Origin of the sequence: Amycolatopsis sp. NPDC051045, assembly GCF_040682955.1 — a bacterium.
Taxonomy (GTDB): Bacteria; Actinomycetota; Actinomycetes; order Mycobacteriales; family Pseudonocardiaceae; genus Amycolatopsis.
Map to the genome: position 1 here is coordinate 491,652 of NZ_JBFBCC010000001.1, position 17,891 is coordinate 509,542.

The window sequence follows — 17,891 nt, forward strand, 5'->3', positions numbered from 1 at the left end:
GCCGTCAGGACGTCAGTCCTTCTTGGCGTCGGCGTCGGTCTCCTCCGAAGCGGGAGCCTCGGTGGTCTCCTCGGCCTTGGCCTCCTCGGCAGCGGGAGCCTCCTCGGCCGGAGCCTCGGTGGTGGTCTCCTCGGCAACCGGAGCGGCGGCCTTCTCGTCCTTGGCGAACTTCGTCTTGCGAGCCCGCTCGGCTTCGGACGTCACGGTCTTCTCGGCCACCAGCTCGATGACGGCCATGGCGGCGTTGTCGCCCTTGCGCGGCATCGTCTTGGTGATCCGGGTGTAACCGCCCGCGCGCTCCGCGAAGTGCGGACCGATCTCCGCGAACAGCTTGTGGACGACGTCCTTGTCACGGACGACGCGCTGAACCTGACGACGGTTGTGCAGGTCGCCCCGCTTCGCCTTCGTGATCAGCTTCTCGGCCAGCGGGCGGACCCGGCGGGCCTTCGCCTCGGTCGTCGTGATCTTGCCGTGCTCGAACAGCTGCGTGGCCAAGTTGGCCAGGATCAGCCGCTCGTGCGCGGAGGACCCGCCGAGCCGGGCTCCCTTGGTAGGGGTGGGCATTGGTTCTCCTACTAGTTCAGCTCGCAGCGTCCAGGCACAGAGCCCTAGAGCTGCTCGGTCTCTGCGTAGTCCTGGCCATCGTCGTGGCCGTCCGAAATCCCGTCGGCGATGCCACCGACACCCTCCGACCAGCCTTCACCGTCGTAGCTGGCGGCCGCCGCGGTCGGGTCGAACCCGGGCGGGCTGTCCTTCAGCGCGAGGCCGAGGCCGACGAGCTTGAGCTTGACCTCGTCGATCGACTTGGCGCCGAAGTTGCGGATGTCGAGCAGGTCCGCCTCGCTGCGCGAGACGAGCTCGCCCACCGTGTGGATGCCCTCGCGCTTGAGGCAGTTGTACGACCGGACGGTGAGGTCCAGGTCCTCGATCGGCATCGCGTAGGCGGCGATGGTGTCCGCCTCCTGCGGCGACGGGCCGATCTCGATGCCCTCGGCGTCGACGTTCAGCTCGCGGGCGAGACCGAACAGCTCCACCAGCGTCTTGCCGGCCGACGCGACCGCGTCGCGCGGCGTGATCGACGGCTTGGTCTCGACGTCCAGGATCAGCTTGTCGAAGTCGGTGCGCTGCTCGACACGGGTGGCCTCGACCTTGTAGGTCACCTTGAGCACCGGCGAGTAGATCGAGTCGACCGGGATCCGGCCGATCTCCGCGCCCGCCTGCTTGTTCTGCAGGGCCGGAACGTACCCGCGGCCGCGCTCGACGACGAGCTCGATCTCGAGCTTGCCCTTGCCGTTCAGCGACGCGATGTGCAGGTCCTGGTTGTGCACGGTGACACCCGCCGGCGGCACGATGTCGGCCGCCGTGACCTCACCGGGGCCCTGCTTGCGCAGGTACATGGTGACCGGCTCGTCCTCTTCCGAGGACACCACGAGCTCCTTGAGGTTCAGGATGACGTCGGTGACGTCTTCCTTCACCCCCGGGACGGTGGTGAACTCGTGCAGCACGCCGTCGATGCGGATGCTCGTCACGGCCGCGCCCGGGATGGACGACAGCAGCGTGCGCCGCAGCGAGTTGCCGAGCGTGTAGCCGAAGCCGGGCTCCAGCGGTTCGATGGTGAACCGGGAACGGGTCTCGTTGACCGTCTCTTCGCCGAGAGCCGGCCGCTGGGAAATCAGCATTCTTCCTAATTCCTTTCCAGACGACGCCCGCCATATGACGTCGAAGGGATGGCGCGGCGGCGGCGCCCGGAGGGCGCCGCCGTCGTAACTCGATTACTTCGAGTAAAGCTCGACGATCAGCTGTTCCTGAACCGGAACGTCGATCTGCGCACGCTCCGGCAGCTGGTGGACCAGCACGCGGAGGTTGGACTGGACGACCTGCAGCCACGCCGGGATCGGGCGGTCGCCGAAGGACTCCTTCGCCACGACGAAGGGCAGCATCGAGAACGACTTCGGTCGCACGTCGATGATGTCCCACTTCGAGACCTGGTAGGACGGGACGTTGACCTTGACGCCGTTGACCAGGAAGTGGCCGTGGCTCACCAGCTGACGCGCCTGACGGCGGGTGCGGGCGATGCCGGCGCGGTAGATCACGTTGTCCAGGCGGGACTCGAGGATCTGCAGCAGGTTCTCACCGGTCTTGCCCGGACGCCGGACGGCTTCCTTGTAGTACCGGACGAACTGACGCTCGAGAACGCCGTAGGTGTAGCGAGCCTTCTGCTTCTCCTGCGACTGCAGGAGGTACTCGGACTCCTTGATGCGCCCGCGGCCGTGCTGGCCCGGCGGGTAGGGGCGACGCTCGAAAGCCTGGTCGCCGCCGATGAGGTCAACCTTGAGGCGACGCGAAATACGCGTCGCGGGGCCGGTGTAACGAGCCATTTCTTCTTACTCCTCCCCGTTCCTCAGACCCGGCGCCGCTTGGGCGGGCGGCAGCCGTTGTGAGGCTGCGGGGTCACGTCCTGGATGGTGCCGACCTCGAGGCCGGCCGCCTGCAGCGAGCGGATCGCCGTCTCGCGGCCCGAACCCGGGCCCTTCACGAAGACGTCGACCTTCTTCATGCCGTGCTCGGCGGCCTTGCGGGCAGCGCTCTCGGCGGCCATCTGCGCGGCGAACGGGGTGGACTTGCGCGAGCCCTTGAAGCCCACGTGCCCACTCGACGCCCACGCGATCACGGCACCGGTCGGGTCCGTGATCGAGACGATGGTGTTGTTGAAGGTGCTCTTGATGTGCGCGTGACCGTGCGCGACATTCTTCTTTTCCTTGCGGCGGACCTTCTTGGCCCCGGCCGCAGTACGAGACTTCGGTGGCATGTTTTGAGGGTTCTCCTGTTAGCGCGCGTTCTCTTGGTGAGCGGCGACCGCTTCGGCCTGTCCGCGCCGGATGATCGACCCGGCGTCGGTGTACAGGTTGCGGAGCGCCATCGGGCGGGCGTAGAGCGCCTTGGGCGAGACACAAGCCGAGCCGCGGCGGTGAACGCCACCCATCTGCACGACCTTCTTGCCCTGGACGCTCACTTCTTGCCAGCCTTCTTCTTGCCGGCGACCGTCTTCTTCGGACCCTTGCGGGTACGGGCGTTGGTCTTCGTGCGCTGACCACGGACGGGAAGTCCGCGGCGCCACCGAAGGCCCTCGTAGCACCCGATCTCGATCTTCCGACGGATGTCGGCGTTCACCTCGCGGCGAAGGTCACCCTCGACCTTGAAGTTCTCTTCGATGTAGACACGCAGCTTCGCGAGGTCGTCATCGCTGACGTCCTTGACGCGGGTGTCCGCGTTGAGCTCGGCAGCCTTGATGAGCTGCTTCGAGCGGGTACGGCCGATGCCGTAGATATAGGTAAGCGCGATCTCCAGCCGCTTTTCGCGGGGGAGGTCTACGCCAGCGAGTCGTGCCATTGGCGTTGATGCTCCTTCATGGGTTTCATCTTCAGGTCTGCTCCCCGTCCGGTTCCGGGACCGACTCGCCTGTCGTGCCCTCGGCTTGCGCTTCGGGTGTCCCGGCCCCGGCCTGAAGCCCGGGGGTGAACCGGCCCACTCGCGTGGACCGGCAGGTGCGGGGAGGTTGTGTAGCCGTCAATCCGCTCTGGTCGAGTGCGGGTGATCAGCCCTGCCGCTGCTTGTGCCGCAGGTTCTCGCAGATCACCATGATCCGGCCGTGACGGCGGATCACCTTGCACTTGTCGCAGATCTTCTTGACGCTCGGCTGAACCTTCACGTCTTCTGCTCTCCTGCTTCTGTAACAGCCGGGGCTTCGCCCCGGGCCGGGGGCTCCGCCACCCGGACCCCCGAAACCTCCGCTGAGCTGCTCTTCGTGATCACTTGTAGCGGTAGACGATGCGACCACGAGAGAGGTCGTAGGGCGAGAGCTCCACGACAACCCTGTCCTCGGGCAGGATGCGGATGTAGTGCTGCCGCATCTTGCCGCTGATGTGTGCCAGGACCTTGTGACCGTTCTCCAACTCGACGCGGAACATCGCGTTGGGGAGCGGCTCGACTACGCGGCCTTCGACCTCGATGGCCCCGTCTTTCTTCGCCATGTCCTCCGCATTTCCTTTGTCGACACTGTCTGTCGCTACATTCTGTGACCAACCAGAGCACTAGTGCTGAGTTGGGCGGTGCGTCGACACACTGGTGCCCGAGTCCCAGTACCGTGAATTCACGAGCGCGCAGGATCCGGGCGCGATAAGTGCGCCGACTTGACAGTGTACGCAACCCGTGTCGCGACCCCCAAACCGGGGGTGACCATGGTAGGAGATCACCGCGTTGACGCGGCGCCAAAGGATGAAACCGCTGGTCAGGACTCTTCGGGCGCGGTCAGGACCCAGGGACCCTCTTCGGTGATCGCCACCGTGTGCTCCCAGTGGGCCGCGCGGGAGCCGTCGGCCGTGACGACCGTCCAGCCGTCGTCCAGCTCGCGGGTCTCGCCGCCGCCGCCGGTCAGCATCGGCTCGATCGCCAGCGCCATGCCGGGCTTCAGCCGCGGGCCCTTGCCCGGCTTGCCGACGTTCGGCAGGAAGGGGTCCATGTGCATCTCGCGGCCGATGCCGTGCCCGCCGTACTCGACGATCATCCCGTACTCGACGCCGTCGTCGCGGCCCGCGCGCTCGGCGGCGGACTGGACGGCGTAGGAGATGTCGGTCAGCCGGCTACCGGCCCTGACTGCCTCGATGCCGGCCCACATCGCCGCCTCGGTCGCCGCGGACAGCGCCAGGTCGGCGTCGGAGACCTTGCCGACGGCCAGCGTCACGGCGGAGTCGCCGTGCCAGCCGTCGAGGATGGCACCGCAGTCGACGGAGATGATGTCACCGTCGGCCAGCACCTGGGTCTTCGCCGGGATGCCGTGGACGATCTGCTCGTTCACCGACGCGCAGATCGACGCGGGGAAACCGTGGTAGCCCTTGAACGACGGCACCGCGCCGGCGTCCCGGATCGTCTGCTCCGCCAGCTCGTCGAGCTCGGCGGTGCTGACACCCGGCTTCGCCGCGGCGCGGACGGCCGCGAGCGTGCGGGCGACGACGAGGCCCGCGGCCCGCATCGCCTGCAGCTCGTCAGGCGTCTTGACTTCGATCATGCGCCCACGGCGGAGCACTTGCAGAACACGCAATCCTCCGAGATTCACGTGCGGTCGCGCAGCGCTTTCAGCACCCGGCCGGAGATTTCCTCGACGCTGCCGACGCCGTCGACGGTCACCAGGATGTCGGCGTAGTACTCGAGCAGCGGCGCGGTGTCGGACACGTAGATCTGCTGACGGCGGCGGATGACCTCTTCGGTGTCGTCCGCGCGGCCGCGCGACATGAGCCGCGCGACGACGACGTCCTCCGGGACCTGCAGCTGGATCACCGCGTCGAGCGTGACGTCCGCGTCGCCCAGGATCTCGCCGAGGACCTCGGCCTGCTTGGTGTTGCGGGGAAAGCCGTCGAGCAGGAAGCCGACCTTCGCGTCCGGCTCGGCGAGCCGCTCGCGGACCATCTCGTTGGTCACCGAATCGGGTACCAGCTCACCCGAGTCCAGGTAGCGCTTCGTCTCCTGGCCGAGCGGCGTCTCCTGGCCGACGTGGGCGCGGAACAGGTCGCCCGTGGAGATGTGCGGAACGCGCAGCTGCTCGGACAGGGCCACCGCCTGGGTGCCCTTGCCCGCACCTGGCGGACCGACGAGAACCAGGCGCGTCACTTCAAGAACCCTTCGTAGTTGCGCTGCATCAGCTGGCTTTCGATCTGCTTCACGGTGTCAAGACCGACACCGACCATGATCAGCACAGACGTACCGCCGAACGGGAAGTTCTGGTTGTTCCCGCTCCCGGTCAGCGACAGGAAGAAGTTCGGAAGGATGGCCACGATGCCCAGATACAGCGAACCCGGCAGGGTGATGCGGCCCAGGACGAAGCTCAGGTACTCCGCCGTCGGACGGCCCGGGCGGATGCCCGGGATGAAGCCACCGAACTTCTTCATCTCGTCCGCGCGCTCGTCCACGTTGAACGTGATCGTGATGTAGAAGTACGTGAAGAAGATGATCAGGGCGAAGTACAGCGCAATGTGCACCCAGTTGCCCTGGTTGACCACGTAGTTCTGGATGAACGACTTCCACCAGGAGTTCTCGTTCTGGTTGCCGATCAGCCGGCTGATCAGGTCCGGCAGGTAGAGCAGCGACGACGCGAAGATGACCGGGATGACGCCGGCCTGGTTGACCTTGATCGGCAGGTAGGTCGACGTGCCGCCGTACATCCGGCGGCCGATCATGCGCTTGGCGTACTGCACCGGGATCCGGCGCTGGCCCTGCTCGACGAAGATGACGCTCGCGATGATGACGAGGCCGAACACGCAGATCATCGTCAGCGCGAGGCCACCGCCGTTGCTGAGGATGTTGCCGCCCTCGGCCGGGATGCGCGCCGCGATGTTCAGGAAGATCAGGACGGACATGCCGTTGCCGATACCGCGCTCGGTGATCAGCTCGCCCAGCCACATCATGACGGCGGTGCCCGCGGTCATCGTGATCACGATGAGCGACAGCGAGTAGACGCTGTTGTCCGGGATGATCGCCGAGTCGCAGTCGGGGAAGAGCTGCTTGCGGTCCGCGAGCGCGACGACACCGGTGGCCTGGAGGATCGCCAGCGCGATCGTCAGGTACCGGGTGTACTGCGTCAGCTTGCTCTGCCCGGACTGCCCTTCCTTCTTCAGCTCCTCGAACCGCGGGATGACCACGGTGAGCAGCTGGACGATGATGCTCGCCGTGATGTACGGCATGATGCCCGTCGAGAAGAGCGACAGCTGCAGGAACGCGCCACCGCTCAGCAGGCTCAGCAGCGCGTAGACGCCTTCCGGCGACTGCGTGCTGCACGCCTGGACGGCGGAATACGAAATCCCGGGCGCCGGGATGGTCGCACCGATTCGGTATACCGCGACGATGGCTAGCGTGAACAGGATCTTCTTGCGTAGATCCGGCGTCGCGAGAGCCGAGCGGAAGGCGCTGAACACGCGGGAGACCTCCTCGGCGTCGTCGGCTGTCCTACCGACGATCGGCTTGGCCGGCACGGAGCCGGCAGGAACACACATCACTACTGGCACGCAAGCCAGGAACGCTTCGGGGCACACTCGTCCCGAAGCGTGTCGCCGACTCTAACAGCTTCACAGGGCGTGTCCGCAGTGCGTGTGCGTTTTCCGTACCAAGGTTGCTCCGGCGGGTTGATCGACATCGCCGTCTTGGCCGTATTCCTTGACACACCGGCTCGCCGTGGGTGCGGCTCGCGGGCCGGCGGGTGCCGCACCCGACCCCGGAAAGCGGCGGGAGAAAGCCGCTTCGACCTGGCTCGGGGACGGCGGTGAAGATCAGCCCCGCCGCCGGGCCGTGCAGGCGACGCCGTTTCGGCCGATCGAGCGGCCGTGGGCCCTCGGCCGCTCGATGATCGCCGGCCCGGTCCCGGCCGCGGCCGGGAGGTGCCGGACACCGTGCGTCATCCCGTTCGCGCCGGGCGGATCACCCGCGCCGGTCGTCTTCCGGCTCCGGCGGCAGGACGGTGATGGCGACGCCCGAGGGTGGCGTCGGGGTGTCGGCGTAGGCGACGGCCGGGTCGGCCCAGTCGCCGGTGGCGTAGGTCCGCACGGGCAAGTGGGCCAGCACCGCCGCGGCGGCGGCCACGACGGTCCCGGCGATCAGCAGCCACATGCCCGGCGCGGTGTCGACCTCCAGCCGGTCGTCGCCGGTCATAACCGACCACCCGATCCCGCTCATGCCGATGGTGGTGACCACCCCGGCGGCGAAGACGGCCCCCGCCGCGAGCAGCCACCGGCCGAGACGGTGGTCCGGCCGCGAGAACGTGGTCAGCGCGGCGGCGGTCAGCAGGACGACCGCGATGAGGAGCGGGATACCGACCGGGGAGCCGCTCTGGTCGGCGATCTCCTGGCCCGGGAGCTCGAAGGTGCTGCCCCAGGCCGTCTCGGTGACGACCATCTGGCTGTCGAGGAACTGCTGGCCGGCACCGAGCTGCTGCCGGATCCGGAACAGCGGGAGGAAGGAGCCGAGGGCGGCCATGAAGGCGGCGACGACGGCGAGGGTGGGCGGAAGGAACCGCAGTACCGGTGCCGGGGGCGGCGGCAGGGGAGCTTGGGGCTGCTCGGCCTGCGGGTGCGGCTGGACGGCTCCGGGGATGTGCGCGACGGGGTACGGCAGCGAGGCAACGGGCTGGAGGGGTTCGGCGGGTGGTTCGGCGGGTCGCGGTGCCTCGGCTGGGAACCGCAACGGCTCGGCCTGCGGCGACACGGCGGACGGCGGAACGGGCGTGGACGGCGGCCCCGCAACCCCCTCCCCCGATCGCGCAGCCTCGTCCGGAAACTGCAGTGGCTCCCCCTGTGGCGACACCTCAGAGCCCGGCTCGGGGCCCGCGGGCCACGGCGCTTCGACGGGGAAGCTCAGCGGCGACTCCGCCGCGTCGGGCGGCGAGGCCGACGGCTCGGGCGGCTCTTGCGATCGTCTGTCCACCTGGTGATCCTCCGTCGGGATCCCCCGCGGCGGCAAGGTGCTGGGCTGGACGGCCCCAGAGAACGCCAAAAGGCCCGCCTGGCTGAACCAGGCGGGCCTTCCGGTTGGTGACTGCGCTCAGTTGGTGGTGGCCGAACCGCCGGCCGCCTCGAGCTTCTCCTTGGCGGAACCCGAGAACGCGTCCGCGGTGATGTCCAGCTTGACGCCGTTGAGGTCGCCGTTGCCCAGAACCTTCACCAGCTTGCCCTTGCGGACCAGACCGCCCTTGACGAGCTCCTCGGCGCCGATCTTGCCGCCGTCCGGGAAGACGCGGGCAATGTCGCCCACGTTCACCGGCTGGTACTCGGTGCGGAAGCGGTTCGTGAAGCCACGCAGCTTCGGGAGCCGCATCTGGATGGGCATCTGCCCACCCTCGAACCGGGCGGGCACGTTCTTCCGGGCCTTGGTGCCCTTCGTACCGCGACCGGCCGTCTTGCCCTTCGAACCCTCACCACGGCCCACGCGCATCTTGTCGCGCTTGGCGCCCGGAGCCGGACGCAGGTGGTGGATCTTGATGGCCGTCATGCCTGGACCTCCTCGACCTCCACCAGGTGGCGGACGGTGTGGATCAGGCCGCGCACCTGGGGGGTGTCATCACGCACGACGCTCTGGCGGATCTTGCGCAGCCCGAGGGTGCGCAGCGACTCGCGGTGAGCGTGCTTCGTGCCGATCTTGCTCTTGACCTGGGTGACCTTCAGCTGAGCCATGAGATCAGACCCCCTGGCCGGCACGCTGGCGCAGCATCCGGGCCGGAGCGACGTCCTCGAGCGGCAGGCCACGGCGGGCCGCCACCTCTTCGGGACGCTGCAGACCCTTCAGGGCCGCCACGGTCGCGTGCACGATGTTGATCGCGTTGTCGGAGCCAAGCGACTTCGACAGCACGTCGTGGACACCCGCGCACTCCAGCACGGCGCGCACCGGGCCACCGGCGATGACACCGGTACCGGCGGACGCCGGACGGAGCAGCACGACACCGGCGGACGCCTCACCCGTGATCGGGTGGGGAATGGTGCCGCCGACGCGCGGGACGCGGAAGAAGTTCTTCTTCGCTTCCTCGACGCCCTTGGCGATCGCCGCGGGAACTTCCTTGGCCTTGCCGTAGCCGACGCCGACCTGACCGTCGCCGTCGCCGACGACCACCAGGGCGGTGAAGCTGAAGCGACGACCACCCTTGACGACCTTGGCGACGCGGTTGATCGTCACGACCTTCTCGAGGTGCGGGGTCTTGTCCTGGCCGGCCCCGCCACGGCCGCTGTCGCGCCGGTCCCGGCCGCCACCGCGACGGTCATTGCGGTCGTTGCCGCCCTGCCCGCCGGGTCCGCCCTGTCCGCCGCCGAATTGCCGTGTACGTCCCGGCATCAGGCTTTCCTTCCGTTAACAAGCTTCTGCATCGTCAGAACTCCAACCCCGCCTCACGGGCGGCGTCGGCGAGCGCGGCGATGCGGCCGTGGTAGGCGTTGCCCCCACGGTCGAACACCACAGCCGAGATCCCGGCGTTCTTGGCCCGTGCGGCGACGAGTTCCCCGACCTTGGCGGCCTTGGCCTTCTTGTCACCGTCGACCGCTCGGACGTCCGCCTCGAGGGTGGACGCCGACACCAGCGTGTGGCCGGCGAGGTCGTCGATCACCTGCACGGCGATGTGCCGCGAGGACCGCTTGACGACCAAGCGCGGACGCTGGTCGGTGCCCGAGACCTTCTTGCGGAGCCGGAAGTGCCGACGGGCCTTCGCAACGCGGCGGCGGGTCGAGATGTCCTTGCCCACCGGCTTGCGCTTCGTAGTCGTGTCGCTCATGATCACTTACCCGTCTTTCCGACCTTGCGGCGGATCTTCTCACCCTCGTAGCGCAGGCCCTTGCCCTTGTACGGGTCCGGGCGCCGCAGCTTGCGGATGACGGCCGAGATCTGGCCGACCTTCTGCTTGTCGATGCCCGAGACCGAGAACCGCGTCGGGGTCTCCACCTTGAAGGTGATGCCCTCGGGGGCCTCGATCTTCACCGGGTGCGAGTAACCGAGGGCGAACTCGAGGTCCGAGCCCTTGGCCTGCACGCGGTAACCCACTCCGTGGATTTCCATCTTCTTCTCGTAGCCGGCGGTGACGCCGACGACGAGGTTGTTCACCAGCGTGCGGGTGAGCCCGTGCAGCGCCTTGCTGGTGCGCTCGTCATCCGGGCGCTTGACCAGCAGCGTGCCGTCGTCGTCGCGCTCGACGGTGATCGGCTCGGCGACGGTGTGCTCCAGGGTGCCCTTGGGCCCCTTGACCTGAATGTGCTGACCATCGATGGTCACCTCGACCCCGGAGGGGACGGCGACCGGCAGCTTTCCGATGCGTGACATGTCTGTGCCCCCTTCCTTACCAGACGTAGGCGAGGACTTCGCCGCCCACGCTGTTGCGCTTGGCCTGACGGTCGGTCTGGAGGCCGGAGGACGTCGAGATGATCGCGACGCCGAGGCCACCGAGAACGGACGGCAGTTCGGTCGATTTTGCGTAGACCCGCAGACCGGGCTTGGAAACGCGCCGAAGGCCGGCGATGCTGCGCTCGCGGTTCGGGCCGTACTTGAGCTCGACGACGAGGTTCTTGTGCTTCTCGCCCGGCTCGTCGCGGTAACCCGCGATGTAGCCCTCACGCTTGAGGATCTCGGCGATGTTCGCCTTGAGCTTCGAGTGCGGGAGCTTGACCTCGTCGTGGTACGCCGAGTTCGCGTTACGCAGACGCGTCAAGAAGTCTGCGATCGGGTCGGTCATCGTCATGGTGACCTGTCAACCTTTCTCGCCCTGGTTCCCCGCCGCCCGGAGTGCGGGCGGCGGGGCCTGTGGCGAAGTGGAGTTAGAAAACGCTCTTACCAGCTGGACTTGCGGACGCCGGGCAGCTCGCCCGCGTGCGCCATCTCGCGAAGGCAGATCCGGCAGAGCCCGAACTTGCGGAACACGGCGTGCGGTCGGCCGCACCGCTGGCAGCGGGTGTAGCCGCGCACGGCGAACTTCGGCTTCTTCGCGGCCTTGTGGACCAGTGCTTTCTTGGCCATCGGCTCAGTTCTCCTTGAACGGGAAGCCGAGCTTGCGCAGCAGCGCCCGGCCCTCGTCGTCGTTCGTGGCGGTCGTGACGACGGTGACGTCCATGCCGCGGGGGCGGTCGATGGAGTCGGGGTCGATCTCGTGGAACATCGACTGCTCGTTGAGACCGAACGTGTAGTTGCCGTGGCCGTCGAACTGCTTCGGCGAAAGCCCGCGGAAGTCGCGGATACGCGGCAGCGCGATGGTCAGCAGCCGGTCGAGGAACTCCCACATCCGGTCGCCGCGCAGCGTGACGCGCGCGCCGATCGGCTGACCCTCGCGCAGCTTGAACTGCGCGATGGACTTGCGGGCCTTCCGGACCTCCGGCTTCTGGCCGGTGATCGAAGCGAGGTCGCGGACCGCGCCCTCGATCAGCTTGCTGTCACGGGCGGCGTCACCGACGCCCATGTTCACGACGACCTTCACGACGCCCGGGATCTGGTGGACGTTGGCGAAGGAGAACTCAGCCTGCAGCTGGCCCTTGATTTCCTCGCGGTAGCGCACCTTGAGGCGCGGCGAGGTCTTCTCTGCGGTGGTCATCAGATGTCCTTACCGTTCCGGCGCGAGATCCGGACCTTCTTGCCGTCCTCGCCGATGCGGTAACCCACCCGAGCCGGCTTGCCGTCCGAGTCGACGACCATCACGTTCGAGACGTGGATGGGCGCCTCCTGCGTGACGATGCCGCCGGACTGCGCACCGCGCTGGGTCTGGCTGATCCGCGTGTGCTTCTTGATCCGGTTCACGCCCTCGACCAGCACGCGCTCGCGCTCCGGGTAAGCCTGGATGACCTTGCCCTTGGCGCCCTTGTCCTTGCCGGCGATGACGACGACCGTGTCGCCCTTCTTCACCTTCATCACAGCACCTCCGGCGCGAGCGAAATGATCTTCATGAACTTTCGGTCGCGCAGCTCGCGGCCCACCGGACCGAAGATGCGGGTGCCGCGGGGCTCGTTGTCGTTCTTGATGAGCACGGCGGCGTTCTCGTCGAACCGGATGTAGGAACCGTCCGGACGACGGCGCTCCTTGACCGTGCGGACGATGACGGCCTTGACGACGTCGCCCTTCTTCACCCCGGCGGCCGGGATGGCGTCCTTCACGGTGGCGACGATGATGTCGCCGATGCCGGCGTAGCGCCGCCCGGAGCCACCGAGAACGCGGATGCAGAGAATTTCCTTCGCACCCGTGTTGTCGGCTACCCGAAGCCGCGACTCCTGCTGGATCACGTCAACTCCTGTATGTCGCGCCGGTTCTCGCCCGCTTGTGAGGTCACATGGCGAGCCTTGCGGAACTAAAGACTCCGAAGAGCCCTGCTTACTTGGCCTTCTCCACGATCTGCACCAGGCGCCACCGCTTCGTCGCCGACAGCGGGCGGGTCTCCATCAGGGTGACCCGGTCGCCCACGCCCGCCTCGTTGTTCTCGTCGTGCACCTTCACCTTGGAGGTGCTGCGGACGACCTTCGAGTAGCGGGGGTGCTTCTTGCGGTCCTCGAGCTCGACCACGATCGTCTTGTTCATCTTGTCCGAGACGACGTAGCCCTCGCGGACCTTGCGGTCGTTCCGGGCCGGCGTCTCGGTGGTGGGCTCGCTCATGCGGCACCTTCACTCTCGGCGTCGGGGGCAACGGACAGGCCGAGTTCGCGCTCGCGCATGACCGTGTAGATCCGCGCGATGTCCGTGCGGACGGTGCGCAGACGGCGGTTGTTGTCGAGCTGCCCGGTCGCCATCTGGAAGCGGAGGTTGAACAGCTCCTCCTTGTATTCCTTCAGACGCAGGACGAGCTCTTCCGCGGTGAGCTCACGCAGTTCCGATGCCTGGGCGGCACCTGCGTTGGCCATCAGAACTCACCACCTTCACGGGTCACGATGCGGCACTTCATGGGCAGCTTGTGGATCGCGCGGCGGAGCGCCTCGCGAGCCGTCTCCTCGTTCGGGAAGCTGATCTCGAACATCACGCGGCCCGGCTTCACGTTGGCGATCCACCACTCGGGCGAACCCTTACCGGAACCCATCCGGGTCTCGGCCGGCTTCTTGGTCAGCGGGCGGTCCGGGTAGATGGTCGTCCACACCTTGCCACCACGCTTGATGTGACGGGTCATGGCGATACGAGCGGACTCGATCTGCCGGTTCGTCACGTAGCTGTGCTCAAGCGCCTGGATGCCGTACTCGCCGAAGCTGACCTTCGTGCCACCCTTGGCGGCGCCGTGGCGCTTCGGGGAGTGCTGCTTCCGGTGCTTGACCCTGCGCGGGATGAGCACGTCTCAGCCCTCCGTCTTTTCTGCGGTCTCGGTGGCCGGGGCCGCCTCGGTGGCGGCAGCGGCGGCGCGACCGGCTTCGGTCGAGGTGGCGGTCGTGCCCGAGGCGCCGGAACGACGCGGGCGGGAAGGCCGGTCGCTGCGGTCACGGTCGCGACGCGGCGCGCGCTCGGCGGCGTCGCGGGCTTCGCGAGCCTTCAGGCCACCGACGAGCTCACCCTTGTAGATCCACACCTTGACGCCGATGCGGCCGAACGTCGTCTTGGCCTCGAAGAAGCCGTAGTCGATGTCGGCGCGCAGCGTGTGCAGCGGGACGCGGCCATCGCGGTAGTGCTCGGAGCGGGACATCTCGGCACCGCCGAGACGACCGCCGCACTGCACGCGGATGCCCTTGACCTGCGGCGAGCGCATGGAGGTCTGGATCGCCTTCCGCATCGCGCGGCGGAACGCCACGCGGTTGGAGAGCTGCTCCGCGACCGCCTGGGCGACCAGCTGAGCGTCGGCCTCGGGGTTCTTGACCTCGAGGATGTTCAGCTGGACCTGCTTCTTGGTCAGCTTCTCCAGCGCGCCACGGATCCGGTCGGCCTCCGCGCCGCGGCGGCCGATGACGATGCCCGGCCGGGCGGTGTGGATGTCGACGCGGACGCGGTCACGAGTGCGCTCGATCTCGACCTTGGAGATGCCGGCGCGCTCCATGCCCGTCGCCAGCAGCTTGCGGATCTTGACGTCCTCGGCCACGTACTCGGCGTACTGCTTGTCGGCGTACCAGCGCGACTTCCAGTCCGTGGTGATACCCAGGCGGAAACCGTGCGGGTTGATTTTCTGGCCCACTACCGGCCACCTGCCTTCTTCTTGCTCTGAGCCTTCGGCGCGACGGCCGGACGCGACTCCACCTCGACGGTGATGTGGCTGGTCCGCTTGCGGATCCGGTACGCGCGGCCCTGGGCCCGCGGGCGGATGCGCTTGAGAGTGGGGCCCTCGTCGGCGTACGCGTTCTTGACCCAGAGCGTCTCCGGGTCCAGCTGAAGGTTGTTCTCGGCGTTGGCCACGGCGCTGGCGAGCACCTTCGCGACCGGCTCGCTGGCCGCCTGGGGGGCGAACCGGAGCACGGCCAAGGCGTCGGCGGCGCTACGTCCCTTGATGAGCTCGATCACCCGGCGCACCTTGGTGGGCGAGTCCCGGACGAAGCGAGCCCGCGCGTACGCCGTAGGCAGTTCAGCCTCGGTCGTCGCGTCGTTCTGGGCGTTCATCGCTACTTCCCTTGTCTCTTATCGTGCCCGCTCAGCGGCGGCGCGACTTGCGGTCGTCCTTGATGTGGCCCTTGAAGGTCCGCGTCGGGGCGAACTCGCCCAGCTTGTGACCCACCATCGCCTCGGTGACGAACACCGGGACGTGCTTGCGGCCGTCGTGCACCGCGATCGTGTGACCCAGGAAATCCGGGATGATCGTGGAACGCCGCGACCAAGTCTTGATCACGGTCTTCTTGCCCGATTCGTTCAGCGCGTCCACCTTCTTGAGCAGGTGGTCGTCCACGAACGGGCCCTTCTTGAGGCTACGTGGCATGTTGTTCTACCTCCCTGCTCAGCGCTTGTTCTTGCCAGTACGGCGACGGCGGACGATCATCGCGTCGGATGCCTTGCGGCGACGCGTACGACCTTCGGGCTTACCGTTCGGGTTGACCGGGTGGCGACCACCGGAGGTCTTACCCTCACCACCACCGTGCGGGTGGTCGACCGGGTTCATGACGACACCACGGACCGTGGGGCGCTTGCCGCGCCAGCGGTTGCGGCCGGCCTTGCCCCAGTTGATGTTGGCGTGGTCGGAGTTGCCGACCTCGCCGACCGTGGCGCGGTTGCGCACGTCCACGTTGCGGATCTCGCCCGAGGGGAGACGCAGCTGGGCGTACGGACCGTCCTTGGCGACGAGCTGCACCTTCGCGCCCGCGGACCGCGCCATCTTCGCGCCGCCGCCGGGGCGGAGCTCGATCGCGTGGATCACGGTGCCGACCGGGATGTTGCGCAGCGGCAGGTTGTTACCCGGCTTGATGTCGGCCCGGGGGCCGTTCTCGACGGTGTCGCCCTGCTTCAGCTTCTCCGGCGCGATGATGTAGCGCTTCTCGCCGTCGGCGTAGTGCAGCAGCGCGATGCGCGCCGACCGGTTGGGGTCGTACTCGATGTGCGCGACCTTGGCCGGGATGCCGTCCTTGTCATTGCGACGGAAGTCGATGACGCGGTAAGCACGCTTGTGGCCGCCACCCTTGTGCCGGGTGGTGATCTTGCCGGACGAGTTGCGACCGCCCGAACCGCTCAGCGGACGAAGCAGCGACTTCTCGGGAGTGGAGCGGGTGATCTCGGCGAAGTCCGAGACGCTCGAACCGCGACGACCGGGGGTCGTCGGCTTGTACTTGCGGATGCCCATTGTCAGCTCAGTCCTTTACGCGGTGGGTCCGCCGAAGATCTCGATCGCCTTGCTTTCGGGCGAAAGAGTCACGATGGCGCGCTTGGTGTCCTTGCGCTTGCCGAAGCCGGCGCGAGTCCGCTTCCGCTTGCCCTGGCGGTTGGCCGTGTTGACACTGACCACCTTGACGCCGAACACCTTCTCGACCGCGATCTTGATCTGGGTCTTGTTGGCGTCCGGACGGACGATGAACGTGTACTTGTGGTCCTCGAGCAGCCCGTAGGACTTCTCGGAGATGACCGGCGCGAGCAGGATGTCGCGGGGGTCCGGAATGGCGACCGAACTCACTTCTCGTCACTCCCTTCCGTGACCTCGCCCGACCGCGCGGAAGCCTTGGCGGCCTTGCCTCGGACGGGGCCGGCGACGAACGCGTCGTACGCGGCCTTGGTGAACACGACGTCGTCGTTGACCAGCACGTCGTAGGTGTTGAGCTGGTCGGCCCAGAGGATGTGCACCTCGGGCAGGTTCCGCAAGGAGACCCAGCTCAGCTCGTCGTCCCGGTGCAGCACCACGAGCACGCGCTTCGCCAGCGTCACCGCGGCGAGGGCGGCCTTGGCGGCCTTGGTGGACGGCTTCTCGCCGGTCACCAGCTCGGTGACGACGTGCAGCTGGCCGGCGCGGGCCCGGTCGGAGAGGGCGCCACGCAGGGCGGCGGCCTTCATCTTCTTCGGGGTGCGCTGGGTGTAGTCGCGCGGCGTGGGGCCGTGGACGACGCCACCGCCGGCGAACTGCGGCGCGCGGGTCGAACCCTGGCGGGCACGGCCGGTGCCCTTCTGCCGGTACGGCTTCTTGCCGCCACCGCGAACTTCGCCACGGGTTTTCGTGTCGTGCGTGCCCTGGCGCGCGGCGGCCAGCTGGCCGATCACGACCTGGTGCATCAGCGCGACATTGGCCTGCACGTCGAAGATCTCCTCGGGGAGGTCCACGGTGCCGTCGGCTTTACCGGCCGGGGTCTTCAGCTCGACGCTTGTCATTCGGAGTTACCACCCTTCGCGGCGCTGCGAACGAACAGCACGCCGCCCTTGGGACCGGGCACGGCGCCCTTGATCAGCAGCAGGCCGTCGTCGGCACGCACGGCGTGCACGGTCAGGTTCTGCGTGGTGACCCGGTCAGTGCCCATACGACCTGCCATGCGCACGCCCTTGAAGACGCGGCCCGGGGTGGCACAGCCACCGATCGAGCCCGGCCTGCGGTGCACGGCCTGCGCACCGTGGCTGGCGCCCTGGCCCTTGAAGCCGTGGCGCTTCATGACGCCCGCGTAGCCCTTGCCCTTGCTGGTCCCGGTCACGTCGACCTCGACGCCGGCGGCGAACACCTCGGCGGTGATCTCCTGGCCGACCTCGTAGGTCTCGGCGTCGGTGGTGCGCAGCTCGGCGAGGAACCGGCGCGGGGTCACGCCCGCCTTGTCGAAGTGGCCGGTGCGCGGCTTGTTCACCTTGCGCGGGTCGACCGCGCCGAACGCCAGCTGCACGGCCGTGTAGCCGTCCTTGTCCTGGGTCCGAACCTGGGTGACCACGTTCGGACCGGCCTTGACGACGGTCACCGGGACAACCCGGTTCTGTTCGTCGAAGACCTGGGTCATGCCGAGCTTGGTGCCCAGGATGCCCTTCATCTGCCTGTCAGACAT

32 protein-coding genes are annotated in these 17,891 nt (G+C 67.8%); all 32 read right to left on the reverse strand.

Annotated elements, in window-relative coordinates; genetic code table 11:
* Positions 1 to 12: 12 nt before the first annotated feature.
* Positions 13 to 564, reverse strand: a complete 552-nt coding sequence (gene rplQ, locus AB0M80_RS02385) for a 50S ribosomal protein L17 (protein WP_364557740.1) — start codon at positions 562 to 564, stop codon at positions 13 to 15.
* A gap of 44 nt (positions 565 to 608) precedes the next feature.
* Positions 609 to 1,679, reverse strand: a complete 1,071-nt coding sequence (locus AB0M80_RS02390; RefSeq protein ID WP_360279801.1) for a DNA-directed RNA polymerase subunit alpha — start codon at positions 1,677 to 1,679, stop codon at positions 609 to 611.
* Positions 1,680 to 1,772: 93 nt separating this feature from the next.
* The gene (rpsD, locus tag AB0M80_RS02395) at positions 1,773 to 2,378 is read right to left on the reverse strand and encodes a 30S ribosomal protein S4 (RefSeq protein ID WP_329052440.1); all 606 of its coding nucleotides are present in this window, start codon (positions 2,376 to 2,378) and stop codon (positions 1,773 to 1,775) included.
* Between the two features lie 23 nt (positions 2,379 to 2,401).
* Complete coding sequence (rpsK, locus tag AB0M80_RS02400) at positions 2,402 to 2,809, reverse strand: 30S ribosomal protein S11 (RefSeq protein ID WP_020643222.1); 408 nt, start codon at positions 2,807 to 2,809, stop codon at positions 2,402 to 2,404.
* Between the two features lie 18 nt (positions 2,810 to 2,827).
* Positions 2,828 to 3,013: a hypothetical protein gene (locus tag AB0M80_RS02405; protein ID WP_004558884.1), complete on the reverse strand. Its 186-nt coding sequence runs from the start codon at positions 3,011 to 3,013 to the stop codon at positions 2,828 to 2,830.
* The gene (gene rpsM / locus AB0M80_RS02410; RefSeq protein ID WP_364557744.1) at positions 3,010 to 3,390 is read right to left on the reverse strand and encodes a 30S ribosomal protein S13; all 381 of its coding nucleotides are present in this window, start codon (positions 3,388 to 3,390) and stop codon (positions 3,010 to 3,012) included. Before rpsM ends, AB0M80_RS02405 begins: the two co-directional genes overlap by 4 nt.
* A 205-nt stretch (positions 3,391 to 3,595) precedes the next feature.
* The gene (gene rpmJ / locus AB0M80_RS02415; RefSeq protein ID WP_004558882.1) at positions 3,596 to 3,709 is read right to left on the reverse strand and encodes a 50S ribosomal protein L36; all 114 of its coding nucleotides are present in this window, start codon (positions 3,707 to 3,709) and stop codon (positions 3,596 to 3,598) included.
* 100 nt (positions 3,710 to 3,809) lie between these two features.
* Positions 3,810 to 4,031 (reverse strand): translation initiation factor IF-1, encoded by a 222-nt coding sequence (gene infA / locus AB0M80_RS02420; protein WP_004558881.1) that lies wholly within the window; start codon positions 4,029 to 4,031, stop codon positions 3,810 to 3,812.
* 257 nt (positions 4,032 to 4,288) lie between these two features.
* A complete protein-coding gene (gene map / locus AB0M80_RS02425) occupies positions 4,289 to 5,065 on the reverse strand; it encodes a type I methionyl aminopeptidase (RefSeq protein WP_364557746.1) in 777 nt (258 codons plus the stop codon).
* A gap of 44 nt (positions 5,066 to 5,109) precedes the next feature.
* Positions 5,110 to 5,664: an adenylate kinase gene (locus tag AB0M80_RS02430; RefSeq protein WP_364557748.1), complete on the reverse strand. Its 555-nt coding sequence runs from the start codon at positions 5,662 to 5,664 to the stop codon at positions 5,110 to 5,112.
* Positions 5,661 to 6,965 carry a preprotein translocase subunit SecY gene (gene secY / locus AB0M80_RS02435; protein ID WP_364557751.1) on the reverse strand — a complete coding sequence of 435 codons (1,305 nt, stop codon included), beginning with the start codon at positions 6,963 to 6,965 and terminating at the stop codon, positions 5,661 to 5,663. The genes AB0M80_RS02430 and secY overlap by 4 nt, the downstream gene beginning before the upstream one ends.
* Positions 6,966 to 7,464: 499 nt before the next feature.
* On the reverse strand, positions 7,465 to 8,226 hold the full coding sequence (locus AB0M80_RS02440) for a hypothetical protein (protein WP_364557753.1): 762 nt from the start codon (positions 8,224 to 8,226) through the stop codon (positions 7,465 to 7,467).
* Between the two features lie 357 nt (positions 8,227 to 8,583).
* Positions 8,584 to 9,030: a 50S ribosomal protein L15 gene (gene rplO / locus AB0M80_RS02445; protein WP_364557756.1), complete on the reverse strand. Its 447-nt coding sequence runs from the start codon at positions 9,028 to 9,030 to the stop codon at positions 8,584 to 8,586.
* Positions 9,027 to 9,212 carry a 50S ribosomal protein L30 gene (gene rpmD, locus AB0M80_RS02450; RefSeq protein WP_013222615.1) on the reverse strand — a complete coding sequence of 62 codons (186 nt, stop codon included), beginning with the start codon at positions 9,210 to 9,212 and terminating at the stop codon, positions 9,027 to 9,029. Before rpmD ends, rplO begins: the two co-directional genes overlap by 4 nt.
* 4 nt (positions 9,213 to 9,216) lie before the next feature.
* Positions 9,217 to 9,864 carry a 30S ribosomal protein S5 gene (gene rpsE / locus AB0M80_RS02455; protein WP_328445515.1) on the reverse strand — a complete coding sequence of 216 codons (648 nt, stop codon included), beginning with the start codon at positions 9,862 to 9,864 and terminating at the stop codon, positions 9,217 to 9,219.
* A gap of 34 nt (positions 9,865 to 9,898) precedes the next feature.
* Positions 9,899 to 10,297 carry a 50S ribosomal protein L18 gene (gene rplR / locus AB0M80_RS02460; RefSeq protein WP_167441519.1) on the reverse strand — a complete coding sequence of 133 codons (399 nt, stop codon included), beginning with the start codon at positions 10,295 to 10,297 and terminating at the stop codon, positions 9,899 to 9,901.
* 2 nt (positions 10,298 to 10,299) lie between these two features.
* On the reverse strand, positions 10,300 to 10,839 hold the full coding sequence (rplF, locus tag AB0M80_RS02465) for a 50S ribosomal protein L6 (RefSeq protein WP_364557759.1): 540 nt from the start codon (positions 10,837 to 10,839) through the stop codon (positions 10,300 to 10,302).
* 16 nt (positions 10,840 to 10,855) lie between these two features.
* Positions 10,856 to 11,254 (reverse strand): 30S ribosomal protein S8, encoded by a 399-nt coding sequence (rpsH, locus tag AB0M80_RS02470; protein WP_364557762.1) that lies wholly within the window; start codon positions 11,252 to 11,254, stop codon positions 10,856 to 10,858.
* A gap of 89 nt (positions 11,255 to 11,343) precedes the next feature.
* The gene (locus AB0M80_RS02475) at positions 11,344 to 11,529 is read right to left on the reverse strand and encodes a type Z 30S ribosomal protein S14 (RefSeq protein ID WP_284745392.1); all 186 of its coding nucleotides are present in this window, start codon (positions 11,527 to 11,529) and stop codon (positions 11,344 to 11,346) included.
* Between the two features lie 4 nt (positions 11,530 to 11,533).
* Positions 11,534 to 12,097 carry a 50S ribosomal protein L5 gene (gene rplE / locus AB0M80_RS02480; protein WP_364557765.1) on the reverse strand — a complete coding sequence of 188 codons (564 nt, stop codon included), beginning with the start codon at positions 12,095 to 12,097 and terminating at the stop codon, positions 11,534 to 11,536.
* Positions 12,097 to 12,411, reverse strand: coding sequence for a 50S ribosomal protein L24 (gene rplX, locus AB0M80_RS02485; RefSeq protein ID WP_013222610.1), 315 nt, complete (start codon positions 12,409 to 12,411; stop codon positions 12,097 to 12,099). The genes rplE and rplX overlap by 1 nt, the downstream gene beginning before the upstream one ends.
* Positions 12,411 to 12,779 (reverse strand): 50S ribosomal protein L14, encoded by a 369-nt coding sequence (rplN, locus tag AB0M80_RS02490; protein WP_004558867.1) that lies wholly within the window; start codon positions 12,777 to 12,779, stop codon positions 12,411 to 12,413. The genes rplX and rplN overlap by 1 nt, the downstream gene beginning before the upstream one ends.
* 88 nt (positions 12,780 to 12,867) lie before the next feature.
* Positions 12,868 to 13,146 (reverse strand): 30S ribosomal protein S17, encoded by a 279-nt coding sequence (gene rpsQ, locus AB0M80_RS02495; RefSeq protein ID WP_043781942.1) that lies wholly within the window; start codon positions 13,144 to 13,146, stop codon positions 12,868 to 12,870.
* Positions 13,143 to 13,391 (reverse strand): 50S ribosomal protein L29, encoded by a 249-nt coding sequence (gene rpmC / locus AB0M80_RS02500; protein ID WP_013222608.1) that lies wholly within the window; start codon positions 13,389 to 13,391, stop codon positions 13,143 to 13,145. Before rpmC ends, rpsQ begins: the two co-directional genes overlap by 4 nt.
* Positions 13,391 to 13,810, reverse strand: coding sequence for a 50S ribosomal protein L16 (gene rplP / locus AB0M80_RS02505; protein ID WP_004558864.1), 420 nt, complete (start codon positions 13,808 to 13,810; stop codon positions 13,391 to 13,393). The genes rpmC and rplP overlap by 1 nt, the downstream gene beginning before the upstream one ends.
* 3 nt (positions 13,811 to 13,813) lie before the next feature.
* Positions 13,814 to 14,638, reverse strand: coding sequence for a 30S ribosomal protein S3 (rpsC, locus tag AB0M80_RS02510; RefSeq protein WP_364557768.1), 825 nt, complete (start codon positions 14,636 to 14,638; stop codon positions 13,814 to 13,816).
* Complete coding sequence (gene rplV / locus AB0M80_RS02515) at positions 14,638 to 15,057, reverse strand: 50S ribosomal protein L22 (protein ID WP_364557769.1); 420 nt, start codon at positions 15,055 to 15,057, stop codon at positions 14,638 to 14,640. Before rplV ends, rpsC begins: the two co-directional genes overlap by 1 nt.
* Before the next feature lie 31 nt (positions 15,058 to 15,088).
* Positions 15,089 to 15,370, reverse strand: a complete 282-nt coding sequence (gene rpsS, locus AB0M80_RS02520; RefSeq protein ID WP_003102083.1) for a 30S ribosomal protein S19 — start codon at positions 15,368 to 15,370, stop codon at positions 15,089 to 15,091.
* A gap of 18 nt (positions 15,371 to 15,388) precedes the next feature.
* The gene (gene rplB, locus AB0M80_RS02525; RefSeq protein ID WP_364514463.1) at positions 15,389 to 16,225 is read right to left on the reverse strand and encodes a 50S ribosomal protein L2; all 837 of its coding nucleotides are present in this window, start codon (positions 16,223 to 16,225) and stop codon (positions 15,389 to 15,391) included.
* A gap of 15 nt (positions 16,226 to 16,240) precedes the next feature.
* Positions 16,241 to 16,552, reverse strand: coding sequence for a 50S ribosomal protein L23 (rplW, locus tag AB0M80_RS02530; RefSeq protein ID WP_003102087.1), 312 nt, complete (start codon positions 16,550 to 16,552; stop codon positions 16,241 to 16,243).
* The gene (gene rplD, locus AB0M80_RS02535) at positions 16,549 to 17,238 is read right to left on the reverse strand and encodes a 50S ribosomal protein L4 (protein ID WP_364557772.1); all 690 of its coding nucleotides are present in this window, start codon (positions 17,236 to 17,238) and stop codon (positions 16,549 to 16,551) included. Before rplD ends, rplW begins: the two co-directional genes overlap by 4 nt.
* Positions 17,235 to 17,891: a 50S ribosomal protein L3 gene (gene rplC, locus AB0M80_RS02540; protein ID WP_364557774.1), complete on the reverse strand. Its 657-nt coding sequence runs from the start codon at positions 17,889 to 17,891 to the stop codon at positions 17,235 to 17,237. Before rplC ends, rplD begins: the two co-directional genes overlap by 4 nt.

What these genes read in the sequence shown, in the direction of transcription:
- rplQ (WP_364557740.1), bottom strand. Translation starts at nt 564, where the DNA reads ATGCCCACCCCTACCAAGGGAGCCCGGCTCGGCGGGTCCTCCGCGCAC.
- AB0M80_RS02390 (WP_360279801.1), bottom strand. Translation starts at nt 1,679, where the DNA reads ATGCTGATTTCCCAGCGGCCGGCTCTCGGCGAAGAGACGGTCAACGAG.
- rpsD (WP_329052440.1), bottom strand. Translation starts at nt 2,378, where the DNA reads ATGGCTCGTTACACCGGCCCCGCGACGCGTATTTCGCGTCGCCTCAAG.
- rpsK (WP_020643222.1), bottom strand. Translation starts at nt 2,809, where the DNA reads ATGCCACCGAAGTCTCGTACTGCGGCCGGGGCCAAGAAGGTCCGCCGC.
- rpsM (WP_364557744.1), bottom strand. Translation starts at nt 3,390, where the DNA reads ATGGCACGACTCGCTGGCGTAGACCTCCCCCGCGAAAAGCGGCTGGAG.
- infA (WP_004558881.1), bottom strand. Translation starts at nt 4,031, where the DNA reads ATGGCGAAGAAAGACGGGGCCATCGAGGTCGAAGGCCGCGTAGTCGAG.
- map (WP_364557746.1), bottom strand. Translation starts at nt 5,065, where the DNA reads ATGATCGAAGTCAAGACGCCTGACGAGCTGCAGGCGATGCGGGCCGCG.
- rplO (WP_364557756.1), bottom strand. Translation starts at nt 9,030, where the DNA reads ATGACGGCCATCAAGATCCACCACCTGCGTCCGGCTCCGGGCGCCAAG.
- rpmD (WP_013222615.1), bottom strand. Translation starts at nt 9,212, where the DNA reads ATGGCTCAGCTGAAGGTCACCCAGGTCAAGAGCAAGATCGGCACGAAG.
- rpsE (WP_328445515.1), bottom strand. Translation starts at nt 9,864, where the DNA reads ATGCCGGGACGTACACGGCAATTCGGCGGCGGACAGGGCGGACCCGGC.
- rplR (WP_167441519.1), bottom strand. Translation starts at nt 10,297, where the DNA reads ATGAGCGACACGACTACGAAGCGCAAGCCGGTGGGCAAGGACATCTCG.
- rplF (WP_364557759.1), bottom strand. Translation starts at nt 10,839, where the DNA reads ATGTCACGCATCGGAAAGCTGCCGGTCGCCGTCCCCTCCGGGGTCGAG.
- rpsH (WP_364557762.1), bottom strand. Translation starts at nt 11,254, where the DNA reads ATGACGATGACCGACCCGATCGCAGACTTCTTGACGCGTCTGCGTAAC.
- AB0M80_RS02475 (WP_284745392.1), bottom strand. Translation starts at nt 11,529, where the DNA reads ATGGCCAAGAAAGCACTGGTCCACAAGGCCGCGAAGAAGCCGAAGTTC.
- rplE (WP_364557765.1), bottom strand. Translation starts at nt 12,097, where the DNA reads ATGACCACCGCAGAGAAGACCTCGCCGCGCCTCAAGGTGCGCTACCGC.
- rplX (WP_013222610.1), bottom strand. Translation starts at nt 12,411, where the DNA reads ATGAAGGTGAAGAAGGGCGACACGGTCGTCGTCATCGCCGGCAAGGAC.
- rpsQ (WP_043781942.1), bottom strand. Translation starts at nt 13,146, where the DNA reads ATGAGCGAGCCCACCACCGAGACGCCGGCCCGGAACGACCGCAAGGTC.
- rpmC (WP_013222608.1), bottom strand. Translation starts at nt 13,391, where the DNA reads ATGGCCAACGCAGGTGCCGCCCAGGCATCGGAACTGCGTGAGCTCACC.
- rplV (WP_364557769.1), bottom strand. Translation starts at nt 15,057, where the DNA reads ATGAACGCCCAGAACGACGCGACGACCGAGGCTGAACTGCCTACGGCG.
- rpsS (WP_003102083.1), bottom strand. Translation starts at nt 15,370, where the DNA reads ATGCCACGTAGCCTCAAGAAGGGCCCGTTCGTGGACGACCACCTGCTC.
- rplB (WP_364514463.1), bottom strand. Translation starts at nt 16,225, where the DNA reads ATGGGCATCCGCAAGTACAAGCCGACGACCCCCGGTCGTCGCGGTTCG.
- rplD (WP_364557772.1), bottom strand. Translation starts at nt 17,238, where the DNA reads ATGACAAGCGTCGAGCTGAAGACCCCGGCCGGTAAAGCCGACGGCACC.
- rplC (WP_364557774.1), bottom strand. Translation starts at nt 17,891, where the DNA reads ATGTCTGACAGGCAGATGAAGGGCATCCTGGGCACCAAGCTCGGCATG.